At 57.4% G+C, this 19197-nt stretch carries 16 protein-coding genes; 1 reads left to right on the top strand and 15 read right to left on the bottom strand.

The features are described from left to right. Positions 1 to 12: 12 nt before the first annotated feature. The 14 genes from purF to leuC form a co-directional block, all read right to left on the bottom strand. Positions 13 to 1536 carry an amidophosphoribosyltransferase gene (purF, locus tag QUE75_RS09650; RefSeq protein ID WP_061331147.1) on the bottom strand — a complete coding sequence of 508 codons (1524 nt, stop codon included), beginning with the start codon at positions 1534 to 1536 and terminating at the stop codon, positions 13 to 15. A gap of 34 nt (positions 1537 to 1570) precedes the next feature. Then, positions 1571 to 2140: a CvpA family protein gene (locus QUE75_RS09645; protein ID WP_286255463.1), complete on the bottom strand. Its 570-nt coding sequence runs from the start codon at positions 2138 to 2140 to the stop codon at positions 1571 to 1573. 92 nt (positions 2141 to 2232) lie between these two features. Continuing rightward, positions 2233 to 2913, bottom strand: coding sequence for an SPOR domain-containing protein (locus tag QUE75_RS09640; protein ID WP_286255460.1), 681 nt, complete (start codon positions 2911 to 2913; stop codon positions 2233 to 2235). Between the two features lie 92 nt (positions 2914 to 3005). Then, on the bottom strand, positions 3006 to 4304 hold the full coding sequence (folC, locus tag QUE75_RS09635; protein WP_286255458.1) for a bifunctional tetrahydrofolate synthase/dihydrofolate synthase: 1299 nt from the start codon (positions 4302 to 4304) through the stop codon (positions 3006 to 3008). Then, positions 4291 to 5214 carry an acetyl-CoA carboxylase, carboxyltransferase subunit beta gene (gene accD, locus QUE75_RS09630; protein ID WP_286255455.1) on the bottom strand — a complete coding sequence of 308 codons (924 nt, stop codon included), beginning with the start codon at positions 5212 to 5214 and terminating at the stop codon, positions 4291 to 4293. Before accD ends, folC begins: the two co-directional genes overlap by 14 nt. A gap of 38 nt (positions 5215 to 5252) precedes the next feature. Beyond that, on the bottom strand, positions 5253 to 6065 hold the full coding sequence (gene trpA / locus QUE75_RS09625) for a tryptophan synthase subunit alpha (protein WP_072677375.1): 813 nt from the start codon (positions 6063 to 6065) through the stop codon (positions 5253 to 5255). Positions 6066 to 6082: 17 nt separating this feature from the next. Next, positions 6083 to 7291: a tryptophan synthase subunit beta gene (gene trpB, locus QUE75_RS09620; RefSeq protein WP_197463805.1), complete on the bottom strand. Its 1209-nt coding sequence runs from the start codon at positions 7289 to 7291 to the stop codon at positions 6083 to 6085. Beyond that, the gene (locus QUE75_RS09615) at positions 7284 to 7913 is read right to left on the bottom strand and encodes a phosphoribosylanthranilate isomerase (RefSeq protein ID WP_286255453.1); all 630 of its coding nucleotides are present in this window, start codon (positions 7911 to 7913) and stop codon (positions 7284 to 7286) included. Before QUE75_RS09615 ends, trpB begins: the two co-directional genes overlap by 8 nt. Then, entirely contained in the window at positions 7910 to 8818 is a 909-nt protein-coding gene (gene truA / locus QUE75_RS09610; RefSeq protein ID WP_286255451.1) for a tRNA pseudouridine(38-40) synthase TruA, read from the bottom strand. The genes QUE75_RS09615 and truA overlap by 4 nt, the downstream gene beginning before the upstream one ends. Positions 8819 to 8906: 88 nt before the next feature. Further along, positions 8907 to 11993: a FimV/HubP family polar landmark protein gene (locus tag QUE75_RS09605; protein ID WP_286255449.1), complete on the bottom strand. Its 3087-nt coding sequence runs from the start codon at positions 11991 to 11993 to the stop codon at positions 8907 to 8909. A gap of 313 nt (positions 11994 to 12306) precedes the next feature. Continuing rightward, on the bottom strand, positions 12307 to 13422 hold the full coding sequence (gene asd, locus QUE75_RS09600; protein WP_286255447.1) for an aspartate-semialdehyde dehydrogenase: 1116 nt from the start codon (positions 13420 to 13422) through the stop codon (positions 12307 to 12309). 126 nt (positions 13423 to 13548) lie between these two features. After that, positions 13549 to 14622 (bottom strand): 3-isopropylmalate dehydrogenase, encoded by a 1074-nt coding sequence (gene leuB / locus QUE75_RS09595; protein WP_072677381.1) that lies wholly within the window; start codon positions 14620 to 14622, stop codon positions 13549 to 13551. 17 nt (positions 14623 to 14639) lie between these two features. Next, complete coding sequence (gene leuD / locus QUE75_RS09590; protein WP_286255445.1) at positions 14640 to 15287, bottom strand: 3-isopropylmalate dehydratase small subunit; 648 nt, start codon at positions 15285 to 15287, stop codon at positions 14640 to 14642. 17 nt (positions 15288 to 15304) lie between these two features. Next, positions 15305 to 16723 (bottom strand): 3-isopropylmalate dehydratase large subunit, encoded by a 1419-nt coding sequence (gene leuC / locus QUE75_RS09585; RefSeq protein WP_061331137.1) that lies wholly within the window; start codon positions 16721 to 16723, stop codon positions 15305 to 15307. A 472-nt stretch (positions 16724 to 17195) separates the two neighbouring features. Between leuC and QUE75_RS09580 the strand changes: the two genes are divergently transcribed. Then, on the top strand, positions 17196 to 18071 hold the full coding sequence (locus tag QUE75_RS09580) for a LysR family transcriptional regulator (protein WP_286255442.1): 876 nt from the start codon (positions 17196 to 17198) through the stop codon (positions 18069 to 18071). Here the strand turns inward: QUE75_RS09580 and QUE75_RS09575 are convergent, their stop codons facing one another. Further along, complete coding sequence (locus QUE75_RS09575; protein WP_286255439.1) at positions 18072 to 19172, bottom strand: MFS transporter; 1101 nt, start codon at positions 19170 to 19172, stop codon at positions 18072 to 18074. Positions 19173 to 19197: the final 25 nt, after the last annotated feature.

Genomic DNA, 19197 nt, shown 5'->3' with positions numbered 1-19197 from the left:
GGCGTTAGGGGTTCAGTCTTCGTCATTATGGAGGTCGATAATGGCATTATCACCGTCGATGATCTGCCCACCGGGACGCTTCTCGTCTTTACGCAGGTCTTCGAGCCGGCGCAGGTAGGCTTCGTCCACGTCACCGGTTACGTAATCACCGGTAAACACCGAGCACTCCCAACCATCGATATCGTCGTTGACATCGTTGACACAAGTAATCAGGTCTTCCAGGTCCTGATATACCAGCCAGTCAGCACCAATCTGCTCCCGAACCTCCTCCACCGAACGGTCGTGGGCAATCAGCTCACTGGCCGAGGGCATATCAATGCCGTACACGTTGGGATAACGCACAGGCGGCGCTGCCGAGGCGAAGTAGACGTTCCGGGCACCGGCGTCCCGGGCCATCTGAACGATTTCCTTACAGGTGGTTCCCCGGACGATGGAATCATCCACCAGCATGACGTTCTTGCCGCGGAACTCCAGGTCTATGGGATTAAGCTTCTGGCGCACCGACTTTTTCCGCATTTTCTGGCCGGGCATGATAAACGTCCGCCCGATATAGCGGTTCTTGATAAAGCCTTCGCGGTATTTGACGCCCAACTGATAGGCCATCTGCATGGCCGAAGTCCGGCTGGTGTCCGGAATCGGGATCACCACATCAATGTCATGGTCCGGCCGCTCCCTGAGCACCTTGTCTGCCAGGGTTTCGCCCATGCGCAGTCGTGCCTTGTAAACCGACACGCGGTCCATGATGGAGTCAGGGCGCGCAAAATAGACGTGCTCGAAGATGCATGGATACAGCTTCGGGGATTCCGCACATTGCTCGGTGTAGAGGGTACCATCGGTTTCGATATAAACCGCTTCACCCGGTGCAATATCCCGAACGATCTCGAAACCGGCGGCGTTCAGAGCCACGCTCTCCGAGGCGATCATGTATTCTTTCTGGCCGTCTTCGCTTTCCCGCACACCGTAACAGGCCGGGCGAATGCCATTGGGGTCCCGGAAACCGACAATGCCGTAGCCGGTAATCATCGCGATAACGGCATAGGCACCCCGGCATCGCTTGTGCACGGCGCGGACGGCGGAAAAAATCTCATCTTTGGTCGGGTTCAGTTTCCCAAGCTTCTGCAGCTCATGGGCAAATACGTTGAGCAACACTTCGGAATCGGAATTGGTGTTGATGTGGCGCAGATCGGTGCGGAACAAATCGCTGCTCAGGTCATCGGCATTGGTCAGGTTGCCGTTGTGCGCCAGAGTAATGCCGTAGGGGCTGTTCACGTAAAACGGCTGGGCCTCGGCAGAGCTTGAACTGCCAGCGGTGGGGTAACGGACGTGACCGATCCCCACATTGCCTACCAGCCTGCGCATATGCCGGGTATGGAATACATCCCGGACGAGGCCATTGTCCTTGCGCAGAAAAAACCGGTTATCCTGAAAAGTCACAATACCCGCCGCATCCTGGCCACGGTGCTGAAGAACAGTCAGTGCATCGTAAAGAAGCTGGTTGACGTTTGAAGTACTGACAATACCGACAATGCCGCACATGGCTGGGGAACTCTCCGAGTGTTAAATCTGAATGTTAACGGGATGCAGGCGTGGGTTCCACGCCTTCCTGCTCTGTTGAGGATTCGGTGCTGTACCCGGCCCCTGCTTCGGGGCCCAGGAACCGGGCAAATTCATCACCCAGGGTTCGACGGGACCAGTCTTCGACCACCGCCAGACGGTCGATCATCACGGACGTTCTCCACCAGGTATCTTCGGCAAGCGGTGTGTAGCGGGTAAACGCGATACCAACAATCACTACCACCACACCCCGTAGCAACCCGAACCCCATGCCGAGAACGCGGTCGGTGGCTGACAATCCGGTCACCCGCACCAGATGACCAATCATATTATTGATAATAGCGCCCACAATCAGGGTGCCGAAAAACAGAATCGCAAAGGCCGCAATCAGACGCACCAGTGGTGTTTCCACGGTGGATTCAAGCAATGACTGCATCTGAGGATGGAACGTGCGGGCAATGATGAATGCCCCAACCCAGGTCACCAGCGACAGGGCTTCGCGAACAAAGCCCCGCTTCAGACTGATAAGCGTGGAAACAGCAATCAGAGCAATGATGACCCAGTCAATCCAGATCAGCGCGTCCATGAAAAACCCGATGGAGAAAAGGAAGCGCGAATTCTAACAGGAAACCGGGCGCCACCAAACCGCCTGAGGCTCATAAATTGCAAGTCACCGGATCACTTTCCGCCGGAGGTAACCAGGCTGTTAAGTGAGAAGGCATCATCCAGGGCTTTCTTGGCGGCTTCGGCCTCGGACTTGTTGACAAATGGCCCGCTGAACACCCGGGTCAACGTGGTGTCGCCGCGCTCCACTTGCTGTAGGTGGGCGCCGTACCCCATGTCGCGAACATTGTCGCGCAGTCGGCGGGCATTATCGGCATTACCAAAGCTGCCCAGCTGGACAACCCAGGCACCGTCAAGTGACCGCGTGAACTCAGCGGATTCATCGGCCGAGCTGGTAGAAGTTGCCGGCTCTGAGGGTTGCGAAACCTGTGGCTGAGGCTCTGAGCTGGCGGCATTGCTATCCGTCGTGCGGGTAACCGGCTCTGCTACCTGGGGCGCGGGCTCGCGTGCGCTGGATGATTCTGACGCGGACTCCTCAACACCTTCAATCAGTCGATAACCGGGAGCCGATTCCGTAGCGGGAGTGTCCTGAGGCGCGGAATTCATGCCGTAGTCGCTGCCGCCAAGGGCCGGCTCCGGGGGAACGTCCACTTCAGGGAACGGCGGCTCCTCGGGGATGGTGACAGGCCGGGACTGGCGCTCGGAATGGGGCTCGTCAAATATCATCGGCACAAAAATCACAGCCAGGGAGACCAGAACCAGTGCACCAATGATTCTTTGTTTCAATCCGTTCACGAGAAAGGGCTCCCTTAACCTAACAGTTTGATACTGATACTAACCGCCGAGTGCCGTTAACACAAAGCTCCGGCGCCTGCCATGGACAAAGTTTAAGAGACTTCGCCGACAAGTCGGGCCCGGGCCTCAGCAACGGTGTAGAACGAACCGAATACCACGATGGTGTCTTTCTCGCCGGCCTCTGCCAATGCCGAAGACATGGCATCACCCACAGACTCTGACGCCGTGCAACCCGTAATCCCGCAAGCCCGCGCCCGCTCCACCAGAGCCTGCACCTCCAGCCCGCGCGGCACATCAAGACCGGCGAACCACCAGCGCCCAACAACTGGCGCCATGGCCCGCATTACCCCCTCCACGTCTTTATCCGCCAGAGCCGCATAAACACCGAACACCTTGCCCTGCCCTGACCGCTGCAACTCAAGCCGCTGGGCCAACCAGCGTGCGGCATGGGGATTGTGACCAACATCCACGATCACATCCGGCTTTGTTCTCAACCGCTCAAAACGTCCCGGCACCGTTACAGACTTGGCTGTATCTGCTAACAGGCTGACAGTCATGGTTGGCGCCAGCACCCGGGCCAACACCACTGCTGCGGCAACACTTTCGACAGGTAACGGGCCGGCCGGCAGGGTTATACTGAGCCCCTCGATCGTCAGCTCAACGGAATCGCCAACCAGCCTGAGCTGGTAATCACGCCCGGTCACCTGAAGATTGACCTTCTGCGCGGCGGCCTGCTGAAGCACAGAGGCGGGAGGCTCCGGATCTGCACAAACCGCAGTAATCCCGGGCCGCAGAATACCGGCCTTCTCGAAGCCGATCACTTCCCGGTTATCGCCCAGAAATCCAATATGGTCGATATCAATCGAGGTGATCACCGCGAAGTCGGCATCCAGCACATTAACGGCATCCAGGCGTCCACCCAGGCCGACCTCCAGAATCCAGTCTTCAACACCCGCGTCGGCGAGTGCCACGAAGGCTGCCAGGGTTCCGAACTCAAAGTAGGTCAGGGAAACCTTACCCCGTGCCGCCTCCACTTGTTCGAACGCGGATATCAACGCTGCATCGCTGATATCCTGACCGTTAATCCGTACTCGCTCGTTATAACGCTGAAGATGGGGAGAGGTATAAGCTCCGGTGGTTCGCCCGGCTGCCCGCAAAAGCGACTCGAGGGCCGCCACGGTCGTGCCTTTGCCGTTGGTGCCCGCTACAGTGATGATTCGCGCTGCTGGCTTTCGTGGAAACAGGCGGCGCAAAACCACCAGAACCCGATCCAGGCCAAGGTCAATTTCGGTGGGATGAATGGCTTCCAGATACTGAAGCCACTTTTCAACAGACGCACCGGCCCCGGGAGGGACCGGTACGGGCCTTGCATCAGTGCTAGGAGGGTTCATCTGTGTCGGGTTTTTCCGTGATCTCAAACTCGATGGGAGCTTCTGTGCCGGGCTTTTCCTGGCCGGTGAACTTGGCAAGAACGTGGGCTACCCGCTCGCGCATCTGGTGCCGGTGCAGAATCATATCGATAGCACCGTGTTCCAGCAGGAATTCACTGCGCTGGAAACCTTCCGGCAGTTTCTCACGGACGGTCTGCTCAATCACCCGGGGGCCAGCAAAACCGATCAGCGCATAAGGCTCGGCTATATTGAGATCGCCCAGCATCGCGAGGCTGGCAGACACTCCGCCGAACACCGGATCAGTCATGATCGAAATGTAGGGAATGCCTTCCTGCTTGAGCTTCTCCAGCACTGCAGCGGTCTTTGCCATCTGCATCAACGACAGAATGGCCTCCTGCATACGGGCGCCACCGCTGGCAGAAAAGCAGACCAGGGGAATACGGTGCTCAAGGGAAACATTGGCCGCCTGTACGAACTTCTCACCAACCACCTGGCCCATGGAACCGCCCAGGAAGTTGAACTCGAAAGCACAAGCCACCAAGGGAACGCCCATCGTTGAACCCTTCATAGCGACCAGGGCGTCTTTTTCGCCGGTTGCTTTCTGGGCTGCTGAAAGCCGGTCCTTGTAGCGCTTGCTGTCCTTGAACTTGAGCCGATCCGAAGGCTCCAGTTCTGCGGCTATTTCTTCGCGGCCGTCCTTGTCGAGGAAGATGTCCAGCCGGCGCCGGGCAGAGACACGCAGGTGGTGGTTACACTTCGGGCAGACGTCCAGGTTTTTCTCGAGTTCAGGCTTGTATAAAAACGCCCCGCACTTGGGGCACTTCTTCCACAGCCCTTCCGGCACCCCGGTACGTTGCCGCGATTCCGAGCGAATCTTGCTCGGCATGATCTTATCCAGCCAGTTACTCATGCTTTCATCCTGTCCTTTGATGCCTGGAAGCCGGCCCCTCAGGATGCCAGACTATCCAGGGCTTCACGCATCGGGTGCAACAGATCAGTCAGCGCCTTGGCCAGGGCTTCGGGATCTGTCTGGTGTCGGGCTATTGTATCGACCAGCACGCTTCCGACAATTACACCATCGGATACTTTGCCAACGGCAGCCGCTGTCTCCGCATCCCGAATTCCGAATCCGACACCGACCGGCAGCGCCGTCAGTTCGTGCACATGGGCCACTTTTTTCGCCACTTCATCAACATTGATGGTTGCCGACCCAGTCACGCCCTTGATTGAAACATAGTACACATAACCGGAGGAGTGTTCGCTGATTGCCTTGATGCGCTCATCCGTGGTGGTGGGCGCCAGCAGGAAGATTGGGTCCATGTTACGGGCAGAAAACAATGGAGCTACGTCTTCGGCCTCTTCCGGCGGCAGGTCAACGGTGAGGATACCGTCTACACCGGCATCGGCCGCAGCATCCGCAAACGCCTCGTAACCCATGGCTTCCATCGGGTTCAGGTACCCCATCAGTACCACCGGTGTGGTGGTGTTGGTCTTCCGGAATTCCTTGACCATTCCGATGACCTGGCGCAGGGACGTGCCGTGCACCAGGGCTCGCTCACAGGCAAGCTGGATAACAGGCCCGTCCGCCATGGGATCGGAGAACGGCACGCCCAACTCAATGATGTCCGAGCCAGCATCCACCAGGGTGTGCATCAGGCTGACCGTCTGCCCCGGCTCTGGGTCACCGGCGGTGATATAAGGGATCAGCGCCTTACGACCCTGCTCTTTCAATGATTTCAGTACGCCTTCAATTCGGCTCATGCCTGCTCCTGATACCTTCAGATCTCAATGCCATCCAACTGGGCAATGGTGTGAATATCCTTGTCGCCACGGCCGGAGACATTGATCACGATCATCTTGTCCTTGTCCATGGTTGCTGCCAGCTTAAGCGCGTAGGCAACCGCATGGGCGGTTTCCAGCGCCGGCATAATACCTTCAACACGGGTCAGCTTGCGGAAACCATCCAGCGCTTCGTCATCGGTGACCGAGACATAATTGGCGCGACCGATGTCTTTCAACCAGGAGTGCTCTGGGCCTACTCCCGGATAATCCAGGCCAGCGCTGACCGAATGGGTTGCTGCGATCTGGCCGTTTTCGTCTTCCATCAGGTAAGTACGGTTACCGTGAAGAACCCCCGGGCGCCCGGCACACAAAGGTGCGGCATGCTGACCGGTTTCGATACCCAGGCCGCCTGCTTCAACACCATAAAGCTCAACGTTTTCATCAGACAGGAACGGATAGAACATGCCGATAGCATTAGAGCCGCCACCAACACAGGCTACCAGCGCATCCGGCAGTTTACCCGCCTGCTCAAGGGCCTGGCGACGGGTTTCCCGACCAATCACCGACTGGAAATCGCGAACCAGCAGTGGATAAGGATGCGGGCCGGCCACGGTACCGATGATATAGAAGGTTTCATCAACATTGGCCACCCAGTCACGCATGGCGTCGTTCATGGCATCTTTCAGGGTTTTGGTGCCGCTCTGGACCGCATGCACGGTGGCCCCGAGGAGCTTCATCCGGTAGACGTTGAGGGACTGGCGTTTGACGTCTTCCGCCCCCATGAACACATGGCACTCAAGCCCAAGCCGCGCACAGACCGTTGCGGTTGCCACACCATGCTGTCCGGCCCCGGTTTCAGCAATAATTCGTTTCTTGCCCAGGAAACTCGCCAGAAGCGCCTGGCCAATGGTGTTGTTCACCTTATGAGCACCGGTATGGTTGAGGTCTTCACGCTTCAGCCAGATCTGGGCACCACCGGTTTCCCTGGTCAGTCGCTCGGCAAAATACAATGGACTGGGACGCCCCACATAGTCCGCCAGGTCTTTATCGAAAGTGGCCTGGAATTCGGCATCATCTTTCAGCCGGAGATACTCTTTCTCCAGCGTCATCAACGAGTCCATCAGGGTTTCAGAAACAAACCGGCCACCGAAGGCACCGAAGTGACCTTTCGCATCCGGAAGCGCCTTCAACATCTCTTCAGTCAGTTTTACAGACACGGTGAACCTCTTTCATAAAATCGGATAGTTTGGTGGCGTCTTTCTTGCCCTTACTCTGCTCCACCCCTCCGCTTACGTCGACAGCCCAGGGCCTGACTTCTTCAATGGCGCGGGCTACGTTAGCAGAAGACAACCCACCGGCCAATATCAGGGGTAACGGCCGGTGTTCAGGAATCAATGCCCAGTTGAAGGACTGCCCAGTTCCCCCATAGCGATTCGGATCCCAGGCATCAACCAGAAGGCCGGAGGCCTTGCGATAGTCATCAAAGGCCTTCTCTATCTGACCCTCTTCGCGAACCCTGACCGCTTTAATCCAGCGGCGTCCGAAGCTGTCACAGAAGTCCGGGGATTCATCGCCGTGGAACTGCAACAGATCCAGCGGAACCTGATCCAGCACACTCTCGACAAACCGGACATCCGGATTCACAAACAAACCGGTCAGCGTGACGAAGGCAGGTATTCGATCCGCCAGCGCCCTGGCATGCTCAACCGTGACCGAGCGTGGGCTCGGCTCATAGAACACCAGACCGATCGCATCTGCGCCGCACCTTACCGCGACGTCAATATCTTCGGGCCGGGTCAAGCCGCAAACTTTTACACGGGTGGTCATGTTTCTGACACCGGTTGTTTGGGGTGAATATGCGTTGGCTCAATAGGACCGTTCTCACCGTCAGTGAACCAGGGACTTACGAAACCGGGGCCGCACAGAGCCCGCGGTATTCCGTACTGATCCGGGTAGCCAACATCCACAAGATAGAGTCCGTCCGGTGGTGCGGTCACACCCGCCAACTTGCGATCTTTGCTGGCCAACACCTCACCAATCCATGGTTCAGGCTGCTTGCCCGCCCCTACGGCCATCAAGGCGCCGGCAATGTTGCGCACCATATGGTGTAGAAAAGCGTTGGCCTGAACATCTATTACGACATAGTCGCCCTTTCGGGTTACCGAAATCCGCTCCAGATAACGAACCGGCGTTCTGGACTGACAACCGGCTGCCCGGAACGAACTGAAGTCGTGTTCACCGACAAGCACCTGAGCCGCCCTGTGCATACTGGCAACGTCAAGCGGCCGAAAGGTCCAGCTCACCTGCCCCCGCTGAATCCCGGGCCTGACAGGACGATTCAGAATAACATACCGGTAGCGACGATAAACCGCCGAGAAACGTGCATGAAAATCTGCCACCCCGTTACCCGCCCAGTGCACGGAAATATCATCCGGCAAGGCGGTATTCATGCCCATGACCCAGGAGCGGAGATTCCTCACCGAGGGAGTATCAAAATGGGCCACCTGAAAGCTCGCATGAACGCGGGCATCCGTACGCCCCGCGCACACCAGGTCAACCGGGTGATCAGCAACCCTGGACACGGCCCTGGCCAGCACGCTCTCCACTGACCGGACACCACTTTTCTGGAGTTGCCAGCCATGAAACCCGCGACCGTCGTATTCAAACGCAATGGCTACCCGACCGTTACCGATCGCATTATCTGTGGTCAAAGGCTGAGAATTGAGAAACAAGGATTGGTCCGTCGAAAAGGGTTCACTGAAAAACAAAGCGCCGGCCTTATGGCCGGCGCTGTTGCCGATATAACGAGATTATAACGGATCAGGAAAGATTTTTAAGGAGCTCCTGAGCTTCCGCCTTCTGCTCGTCGTTTCCTTCCAGAGCAACCTCTTCAAGGATATCACGGGCTCCGTCGCTGTCCCCCATCTCGATGTAGGCCCGGGCCAGATCGAGTTTGGTGGCTGCTTCGTCAGTCCCGGCAAGGAAATCGAAATCATCGTCCTCGCCCAATGACTCCTCATCGATATCAAGCGCGGAACTTTGCTCCGGCTTTCCGTCCAGCGATTCGGACGCCAGCGGAACCAGATCGTCATCCATGGCATCAGCCTCCTGCTCAGTAGCCCCGGGCTCACCCTCCTGAGCCTGTTCACTTGGCGGCTCTGAGTCAGCCGGTTCTTCGCTGCTGAAGGCGTCTTCCAGACCAAGCTCTTCATCCAGGGATGCGGCTTCCTGTTCCGGACCTGCGGGCTGCTCATCAGACTCAGAGAACTCTTCCATCAGGGCGAGATCTTCGTCAGACACGTCAAGCTCCAAGTCGTCCAGCGTAGACTCGTCCAGGTCTAACCCTTCCGGCTCGCCTTCTTCCTCAGCAACCTTGTCCAGCTCGGCGTCAAGCTCGTCCAGGAAGGACTCATCCAGGGCATCCACGTCGCCCGACAATTCATCCTCATCGGCTTCCGCACCGCCAACCTGTTCTGCTTTATCAGACTCATCTTCCAGTCCGAAATCCAGGGACTCCTCTTCCGCTGCCTCAACCGCCGGCTCTTCGGTGGCTTCGTCTTCAAGCGCAGACTCGAAATCGAAACTCAGATCCTCTTCTTCGGCTTTGGCCTCGCCCGAGTCTTCAAGATCCATTTCCAGAGAAGAGAAATCCTGCTCTTCTGAAATGTCGACGGCGGATTCATCTTCTTCAGATGCCTCAAGGCCGGAAAGGTCGTATTCAATCAGATCGTCGGGAGAATCAGTCTCCTTCTCAACGTCTGATTCCAGTTCTCCGAACTCGTTCTCCTGTTCAGGCTCGGGACGGGCCTCAAACTCGTCTGCTTTCAAGTCATCGGACAGTTGCCACTCATCATCAGACGGTAATTCGTCTTCCTGATCTGTCTCGGACGCCTGACCAGACTCCCCCTCTGTCGCCACCGAAGTGCTGAAGGAATCAGACCGCAGCTGGGACTCAAGGTCGTCGATGCTTGGCATAGACTCAGCTTCTTCAAGGCGCTCGCGGAGAACCGTTGCCTGCTCAATAGCAGCTTCGTCTTCCAGGGCCTCAATTTCACCGTACTGTTTCTCGAACGAATCACGATCCTGACTGTCCGCGTATACCCCAAGCAGCTTCAACCGGAGATCAGTGCGGCTCGGCTCCCGGGAAATGGCGGTTTCAAGTACCTGTGCTGCCTGATCATGACGACCATAGGCAATGTAGGTGTCGGCTTCGGCCAGGGCATCAGCGCCTTCTTGCTGATCGCCAGCTTCGTCTTCCAGGCTCAGATCAAACGAATCGCTTTCGCTACCGTCCTCGCTGTTGAGTTGATCGTAGAATGCCTTTTCACGATTGGCGTTCCGGCGTGCAACCAGCAGAAGCAACAGCAAGAGCAGAACCAGGCCACCGCCAAGGGCAATCTGGTACATCGGATTGTTCGAAATGGCGTCAATCACATTACCGGGGAAACCCTTCTCCGCGGCGGGAGGGGCAACAGGCGCTGGCTGGCGAGGCTGTTCGCGGGGCTGCTCCGCTGCCGGAGCGGCGGCCACGTCTGTCTCATCCGCTTCCTGCTCTGCCGCTTCATCGACGGGTTGCGCGGATTCGGTAGTCGCGACTTCCTCACCGGCGCCATCAACGCCACTGTCGTCTGTCAGCTCATCCATTGCGGCCTGCTCGCCACCCTCAGCTGCGGGCATCTCTTCGAGCGCTTCCGAATCGTCCTCGGCGACCTCGTCAGCGCCGTCAACTGCCGCCAGTTCTTCGGCCTCGTCGTCCGGGAGCTGATCTGCCGCTGCTGCCTCTTCAGCCGTCATACCCTGCAAATCTGCAAGTTGGCTGTTCTTGAGCTCCAACAGACGCTGCAGGGTGGACACCTGATCCTGAAGATCCGCCAGGCGGCTGTTCAATTCTTCGTTTTCGCGACGCGTGGCTTCCAGTTCTTCCATTGCTACCGCTGAGCCTACGTCGCTGCCGCCCGGCAAATCGCCGTCACCGCCAGCAGAGCCACCCTCGGTAACATCGCGAGATTCACCATCGGCTACCAGCAGGCGCAATTCGTCACCGGCTGCACCCGCTTGGGTAGGCGCTGGAGCGGATTCTGCCTCAGCAGTACGAGTGGCATCGACGGTACGGGACTGGAACGCCTCGTTTTGCTGTGCAACAACGCGGTTGGCTTCTGCCTGGCTCCGGCTGCGGATCTGTTCCATAGTCGGAACTCGCAGGACTTCACCACGCTTCAACCGATTGATGTTGCCGCCCATAAAGGCATTGGGGTTCTGATCCTGAAGGGCCAGCATAACCTGCTGCATGGACACAGAGCTGTCCGGGCGGACACGCTGGGCGATGGTCCAGAGTGTGTCTGATGGACCGGTCGGGCCGAACGTGTCAGCCTGATAACCCCGGGCAAGTGAACTCTCGGCCTGGGCCTGGCGACGCACAGACTCCTGGCTACGGGGCGCTGCCTGCCTTGGACTTGCTGGCGCTGGCGAAGGCGCACTCACCTGCTCCTGAACACCGGAATCTTCGGCATACACTGGTGGATCTACCAGCACCGAATATTCCCGCATCAGTCGGCCATTAGGCCAGGTCAGCTCCAACAGAAAATTCAGGTAAGGTTCCCGGAGCGGCTCCCGGGAAGAGACGTTAACAACGAGACTGCCGTCAGAAGCGGTAACCACCTCAAACCTCAGCCTGCTCAGAAACTGGTGGCGATCAATGCCAATCCGCTGATAAGCGGCTTCCGGTGCAACATTTACAAATACATCACCGGGATCCACCCCACGACTTTCACGGAGTGATATTTCCGCATCCAGGGGCTCATTCAGCCAGGACTGCAGTTCAATTTCCCCCAGCCCCAACGCCTGAGCGACACCGGAACCGAGCCCTCCCGCCAGCGCCATGGCAACCGCAAGCTTGCGTACCTTCATGCTTTTTCCTTTCCAGTCTCCGTTATTCTTTACTGCTGTATCTCAACAGAATCGGACGAGGTTGGATGACTTCCGTCTTTTTAGTTCTCGTTGTTATATCGCAATTATACCGTTCAGTTTGGCAAGTATTGTTGATAAAGCCTCTTTTATCAATCAATCAGCCGCAATCCTTGCACCGTTTTTTTACCAATCGGGCGGAACTCCTTAACAGCCCTGAAAATAACAGGGGCGGACGCTGAAATCAGCCTCCGCCCCACTCCGGCATACGAAAAACCGGACACAGTTGGCATTAATTACCACTGTGTAACACTATTTAACGTTCCTGCAGAATCCGCAACATGCGGCGCAGAGGCTCAGCGGCCCCCCACAGCAACTGGTCACCCACGGTAAACGCAGAAATGTATTCCGGCCCCATGGACAACTTGCGAATCCGCCCAATGGGGATACTCAGGGTGCCGGTCACTTTCGCCGGTGTGAGTTCCTGCATGGTGGCATCACGATCATTCGGGATGACTTTCACCCAGTCGTTGGCCTTGGCAAGGATACCCTCGATTTCCGAAACCGACAGGTCTTTCTTGAGCTTGATCGTCAACGCCTGGCTGTGAGAGCGCATGGCGCCAATACGAACACAGATGCCGTCGATAGGAATCGGATTGTCGCTGCGGCCAAGAATCTTGTTGGTCTCAACGCCCGCCTTCCACTCTTCCTTGCTCATGCCGTTATCGAGCTGCTTGTCGATAAACGGAATCAGGCTGCCCGCCAGGGGCACACCGAAGTGCTCGGTGGGAAAATCACCGGAACGCATGGTGTCAGTCACCTTGCGGTCGATTTCCAGGATGGCGGAGGAAGGATCGGCCAGCTCAGACTTGACGCTCTCATTCAACGCGCCCATCTGGCTCAGCAGTTCCCGCATGTTCTGGGCACCGGAACCGGAAGCCGCCTGATAGGTCATCGGAGAGACCCACTCAATCAAATCCTGCTCCAGCAGACCACCCAGGGCCAGCATCATCAGGCTCACGGTGCAGTTACCGCCAATGTAATCTTTTACGCCCTTATCCAGGGCGGCATCGATTACGTTGCGGTTGACCGGGTCCAGCACGATGACGGAGTGATCCACCATCCGCAGGGACGATGCCGCGTCAATCCAGTAGCCGTTCCAACCTGCATCGCGCAGCTTCTGGTAAACCGCTGAGGTGTAATCACCGCCCTGACAGGTCAGGATAACGTCCATGCCTTTCAGGATGTCGATATCAAAGGCATCCTGGAGTGGCGGAACGCCTTCTTTGCCTACGTCCGGGGCCGGCTTGCCCGCCTGGGAAGTGGTAAAAAACACCGGATCGATGTCGGCAAAATCGTTTTCTTCACGCATGCGCTGCATGAGGACTGAGCCCACCATGCCACGCCAACCTACAAGTCCAACTCGCTTCATGTGCGACCTTTGAACCTCACATTATGCCCGCCCGCTACCGTTATCGCTGGCAGGGACAGGATGGATGATCCCGCAGTGGCAGCATCGCGCCACTGTCGGGTCTCGGTTTAGCGAATCAGGGCTGACTCAAAGCGCATTGAGAACAGCTTCACCCATTTCCCGGGTTGAAACCTTCTTACCACCGTCTGACATGATGTCTGCGGTGCGCAGCCCCTGATCCAGTACCTTGCTGACCGCCGCTTCAATCGCTTCTGCGGCTTTTTCCTCATTCAGGCTATAACGCAGCATCATGGCTGCACTAATGATGGTGGCCAACGGGTTGGCAATGCCCTGCCCGGCAATATCCGGAGCCGAACCGTGGCAAGGCTCGTACATGCCCTGCTTTTCAGAGTTCAGCGACGCCGACGGCAACATGCCGATGGAGCCGGTGAGCATAGCCGCTTCGTCAGAAAGAATATCACCAAACATGTTACCAGTCACAATCACATCGAATTGTTTGGGTGCGCGCACCAGCTGCATGGCGGCGTTATCCACGTACATGTGGGACAACTCGACATCCGGGTATTCCCGCTTCAGATCTTCCATGACTTCGCGCCACAGCACGGTTACTTCCAGTACGTTGGCCTTGTCTACTGAGCACAGCTTCTTGCCACGCTGTTGGGCTGCCTCAAAGGCGACGCGGCCGATGCGGCGAATCTCGGACTCAGTGTATTGATAGGTGTTGTAGCCCTGGCGTTCACCATTCTCCAGCTCGCGTACACCGCGGGGCTGTCCAAAATAGATACCGCCGGTCAGCTCGCGCACGATCAGGATATCCAGGCCAGAAACCACTTCCGGCTTCAGGGAAGAAGCGGAGGCCAATTGCGGGTACAGGATGGCAGGGCGCAGGTTGGCGAACAGCTGAAGGTTGGACCGCAAACCCAGCAAGCCCTTCTCCGGGCGCTTGGCCATCGGCAGGCTATCCCACTGAGGACCGCCGACGGCACCCAGCAGAATGGCGTCGGCATTGCGCGCCTTCTCCAGGGTTTCGTCCGGCAGCGGTGAGTCCGTGGCATCGATCGCCGCACCACCTACCAGAGCCTTGTCGAAGGTCAGGCCAAGATTGAACTGATCATTGACCTTGTTCAGAACCTTTTCCGCTTCAGCAACAATTTCCGGACCAATGCCGTCACCCGGCAGAAGCAACACATTACGGGACATATCAAAATCCTTGTTTATCAGTTTCCAGCGTTAAACAACCAGGGGGCAGTCTGGCGGCGAGCATCTTCGTAGGCGCGAATGGCATCGGCATCTTCAAGGGTCACACCGATATCATCAAGGCCGTTAAGCAGGCAGTGACGGCGGAAATTGTCGACCTCAAAGCCGTACGACTCACCGGACGGAGTGGTCACTGTCTGAGCTTCCAGGTCCACCGTTAACTCATAACCGTCATTAGCCTCTGTTTCACGGAACAACTTATCAACAATTTCTTCATCAAGAACAATGGGTAACAAGCCGTTCTTAAAGCAGTTATTATAGAAAATATCAGCAAAGCTCGGGGCAATAATCACCCGAAAACCAAAGTCATCCAACGCCCAGGGCGCGTGCTCACGGCTGGAGCCACACCCAAAGTTCCGGCGGGCCAGCAGCACACTGGCGTTCTTGTAGCGGTCCTGGTTGAGCACAAATTCCGGGTTCAGCGGGCGGCCAGAGCAATCCTGGTCCGGCTTTCCTTCGTCCAGGTAACGCAGCTCATCAAACAGGTTCGGGCCAAAGCCCGTGCGCTTGATCGACTTCAAAAACTGCTTGGGAATGATCATGTCCGTATCCACATTGGAACGGTCCATGGGGGCAACAATACCCTGGTGTTGCGTAAATGCGCGCATGGTCTCTCTCCTGTGGATCAGTTCAACAACTCACGAACATCAACAAAATGGCCAGACACGGCTGCCGCCGCCGCCATCGCCGGGCTCACCAGGTGGGTACGCCCACCAAAGCCCTGACGGCCCTCGAAGTTCCGATTGGACGTGGACGCACAATGCTCGCCCTGCCCCAGCTTGTCGGCGTTCATGGCCAGACACATGGAACAACCGGGATCACGCCATTCCAGGCCCGCCTCGATGAAGATCTTGTCCAGACCTTCCTGTTCTGCCTGGGCTTTCACCAGACCAGAACCCGGCACAACCATCGCCTGTTTCAGGCTGGCGGCCACCTTGCGGCCTTTCACCACGGCCGCAGCTTCGCGTAAGTCTTCAATGCGGCTGTTGGTGCAGGAACCGATAAACACCCGGTCCAGCTGGATGTCGGTAATCTTCTGGTTCGGCTGCAGCCCCATGTATTTAAGCGCGCGAACAATGCCTTCACGCTTGATCGGGTCTTCTTCCTTCGCCGGGTCCGGCACATTGCCATCAACACCGGTCACCATCTCCGGAGACGTACCCCAGCTTACTTGCGGCTTGATGGCGGCACCGTCCAGCTCAACCACCTTGTCGAATACCGCATCGTCATCGCTGTGCAAGGTGCGCCAGTACTCAACCGCCTTGTCCCACGTTTCGCCTTTTGGCGAGAACGGACGGCCTTTCACGTAGTCAATGGTGATGTCGTCCACCGCCACCATGCCCACGCGGGCACCGCCTTCGATGGCCATGTTGCAGATGGTCATCCGGCCTTCCATGCTCAGGCCACGAATCGCCTCACCACCGAACTCGATGGCGTAACCGGTACCGCCAGCGGTGCCGATCTTGCCGATGATGGCCAGAACCACATCCTTACCGGTCACACCCGCGCCAAGCTTGCCGTTCACCTTCACCAGCATGTTCTTCATTTTCTTCTGAACCAGGCACTGGGTCGCCAACACGTGCTCAACTTCGGACGTACCGATACCATGAGCCAGGCAACCAAAGGCGCCGTGGGTAGAGGTGTGGGAGTCACCACAGACAATGCTCATACCCGGCAAGGTTGCCCCCTGCTCCGGCCCGATCACGTGCACAATGCCCTGGCGCTGGTCTTTGATCTTGAATTCCAGAATCCCGAACTCGTCGCAGTTCTTGTCCAGAGTCTCCACCTGGGTGCGGGAAACGGGGTCAACGATGCCGTCGATGCCTTTGTCACGATCGGTAGTCGGCACGTTATGATCCGGCGTGGCAATGTTGGCATCAATCCGCCAGGGCTTGCGATTGGCCAGGCGCAGACCTTCAAACGCCTGCGGCGACGTCACTTCGTGCAGCAACTGCCGGTCGATGTAGATCAACGCGGAGCCATCGTCCCGCTGTTTGACCAAATGGTCGTCCCACAACTTGTCGTATAAAGTCTTGCCCGCCATGGTTGCTCTCTCACTCTCTGGGGGTTTCTGTTTATGCTCTCAGTTCGCCTATCTTACTCTTTCGCCCCGAATAACCTCAATTCATGTTTTTCATTCTTTGCATTCCTTTAGGTTATGGGCTTAATATTCCGGTTGTTTAGTGCAAGACGCAACTGGGTAGGTCAGGCTTTTCAAAACACGCCTACAAGCACGTCCATGTGGGCTCGTTTCGGGCCGTCCATGGCCCTCAACGGTTTTGAAAAGCCTGACCTACCCAGTCGCGCCCAATAAATTTTCCGTGGATTCTGTGTAAATCGCACCCTGACGGCATGCTCAACGGTTAACGGAGCAGCTTCACTGAGCCCCTCCCAAAAATCTCGTAGGCCATGGATGGCCGGAGCGAAGCGCACATGGATGTGCTCGTAGCGTTTTTTGGGAGGGGCTCAGTGAAGCTGCTCCCAACTCCAAACAAAGCGGCAAGAGAAGAACCAAAATGGACGCAAACGCCTTAAAAGCCTTCCTGACCATAGTCGACCAGGGCTCCTTCTCAGAAGCCGCCGAAACGCTGCACCTGACACAACCGGCGATCAGCAAACGCCTCGCCGCCCTCGAAACCCAGCTTGGCACCAAACTCATCGACCGAAGCAACCGGGAAATCCGCGTCACCGAAGCCGGCGCCAGACTACTGCCCCACGCACGCAAGATCCTCGACGAAATACACAACGCCCGCCTCGCCCTCAGCCCAAACGCCGACACCATCGAAGGCGAGCTCCAGCTCATTGCCAGCCACCACATCGGCCTGCACCACCTGCCAAACTGGTTAAGGCGCTACCGCCGCGAATACCCACAAGTAACGCTGGACCTTCAGTTCATGGAATCCGACGCCGCCTACCACCAGATGAACAAGCGTAACGCCGAGATCGCGTTCGTCACCCTCAGCGACAGCATGAACCCGGAATTCCGCATTCTGGTGCAATGGCCAGATCCGATGGCCTTTGTCATTGGCGCGGAGCATCCGCTGGCACAACTGAAACACCCACGGCTGGCAGACCTTGCCCAACACCCGGCCCTGCTGCCGGACACCAGTACTGCGACCTACCGGGTGGTCAGCCGATTGTTTCTGGAAGCGAACCAGCCACTGAAACCCTTGATGCCCACAAACTACCTGGAAACCATCAAAATGATGACCAGTGTCGGCCTGGGCTGGAGTGTGCTGCCGGTGAGCATGCTGGACAACAGTCTTCGGGTACTTGACGTTGGACACCCGGTTTCCCGGGTACTTGGCGCGGTGGCCCTGAGTGGCCGGCAATTGAGCAACGGTGCCCGGGCACTGCTTGAGATTGTCGAGGCTGAAGAGATCGGCTGCTAATCAATGACCAGAGTGGTCGTCCGGCACGGGCATTGGCTGTAAACCGCGCCAGGTCACGACAATGGCGATGGCCATGGCGAACGCACCGCCCCAGAATGCCGCGGAGGTACTGATTCCTTCCACCAGGAAACCGGACATCCAGGCGCCGAGGGCACCGCCGGCACCAAAGGTCAGGCCGCTGTACAAGGCCTGCCCCTGGCCATGGTGGTGCTTGCCAAAGAACCCCTGAATGTACTGCACAGAAATCGCATGCAACGCACCGTAGGACGCCGCGTGAAGCAGCTGGGCGAAAATGAGTATGGGCACGACCATGGTCAGTTCGGCAATGAGTATCCAGCGAATCATGGTCAGGAACAGAGCCCCGATGACAATCTGGCGCACACTGAACCGATGCGACAACCGGTGCATCACCAGAAACAGTCCTATTTCCGCCAGCACACCCAGTGACCAGAGCAAGCCAATCGACAGCTTGCCGTATCCATGTTGTTCCAGATGAATACTGAAGAAGGTGTAGTAGGCACCGTGAGATACCTGCAGCAGGAAGTTCATCAGGAAGAAAGCAATAACAGCCGGATGGGTGACGATGGCTTTCAGGCTGCCTTTCGGAGCCGGCGGTTTACGTTCGCCCCGCTCCGCAGGCACCAGAAACGCCGATACCGCGATGCCTGCAAAGACGGGCAACAGCAGCCAGGGCAGATAACTGACCGGAACCCACTCCAGAATGGCTCCCACGACAGCCACGGCACCGATAAAACCCACCGAGCCCCAGAGCCGAACCTTGCCGTACTTGTCTTTCCTCGTGCCAAGTGCCCGCAGGGTAATCACTTCGTAAAGTGGCAAGATCGCGTTCCAGAAGAAGGTAAAAGCCAGCATCACCAGAAGCAGGCCATAGAACCCGGGTTCCATGAACACACCGGCAAAGAACAGCGACCCGGTAATGGCGCCAAACCGGACCAATCGCACCCGCTGGCCGGAACGATCCCCTAGCCAGCCCCAGACGCTTGGCGCGACAATCTTGGTGAGCTGAATGGTCGCCATCAGAGTGGCGATTTGCAGATAGGAAAAGCCCTGGCCCTCCAGGTAGAGGGACCAATAAGGCAAAAGCCCTCCAAGGAGGGCGAAGAAC

The organism is Marinobacter shengliensis, from assembly GCF_030297115.1.
In the GTDB taxonomy this organism is placed as follows: Bacteria; Pseudomonadota; Gammaproteobacteria; order Pseudomonadales; family Oleiphilaceae; genus Marinobacter; species Marinobacter shengliensis.
This window is presented reverse-complemented; position numbering and strand designations above follow the sequence as displayed.

Excerpts from the sequence above, each read along its gene's own strand:
- purF (WP_061331147.1), bottom strand. The coding sequence starts at position 1,536 with ATGTGCGGCATTGTCGGTATTGTCAGTACTTCAAACGTCAACCAGCTT.
- QUE75_RS09645 (WP_286255463.1), bottom strand. The coding sequence starts at position 2,140 with ATGGACGCGCTGATCTGGATTGACTGGGTCATCATTGCTCTGATTGCT.
- folC (WP_286255458.1), bottom strand. The coding sequence starts at position 4,304 with ATGAACCCTCCTAGCACTGATGCAAGGCCCGTACCGGTCCCTCCCGGG.
- accD (WP_286255455.1), bottom strand. The coding sequence starts at position 5,214 with ATGAGTAACTGGCTGGATAAGATCATGCCGAGCAAGATTCGCTCGGAA.
- trpA (WP_072677375.1), bottom strand. The coding sequence starts at position 6,065 with ATGAGCCGAATTGAAGGCGTACTGAAATCATTGAAAGAGCAGGGTCGT.
- QUE75_RS09615 (WP_286255453.1), bottom strand. The coding sequence starts at position 7,913 with ATGACCACCCGTGTAAAAGTTTGCGGCTTGACCCGGCCCGAAGATATT.
- QUE75_RS09605 (WP_286255449.1), bottom strand. The coding sequence starts at position 11,993 with ATGAAGGTACGCAAGCTTGCGGTTGCCATGGCGCTGGCGGGAGGGCTC.
- asd (WP_286255447.1), bottom strand. The coding sequence starts at position 13,422 with ATGAAGCGAGTTGGACTTGTAGGTTGGCGTGGCATGGTGGGCTCAGTC.
- leuB (WP_072677381.1), bottom strand. The coding sequence starts at position 14,622 with ATGTCCCGTAATGTGTTGCTTCTGCCGGGTGACGGCATTGGTCCGGAA.
- leuD (WP_286255445.1), bottom strand. The coding sequence starts at position 15,287 with ATGCGCGCATTTACGCAACACCAGGGTATTGTTGCCCCCATGGACCGT.
- leuC (WP_061331137.1), bottom strand. The coding sequence starts at position 16,723 with ATGGCGGGCAAGACTTTATACGACAAGTTGTGGGACGACCATTTGGTC.
- QUE75_RS09580 (WP_286255442.1), top strand. The coding sequence starts at position 17,196 with ATGGACGCAAACGCCTTAAAAGCCTTCCTGACCATAGTCGACCAGGGC.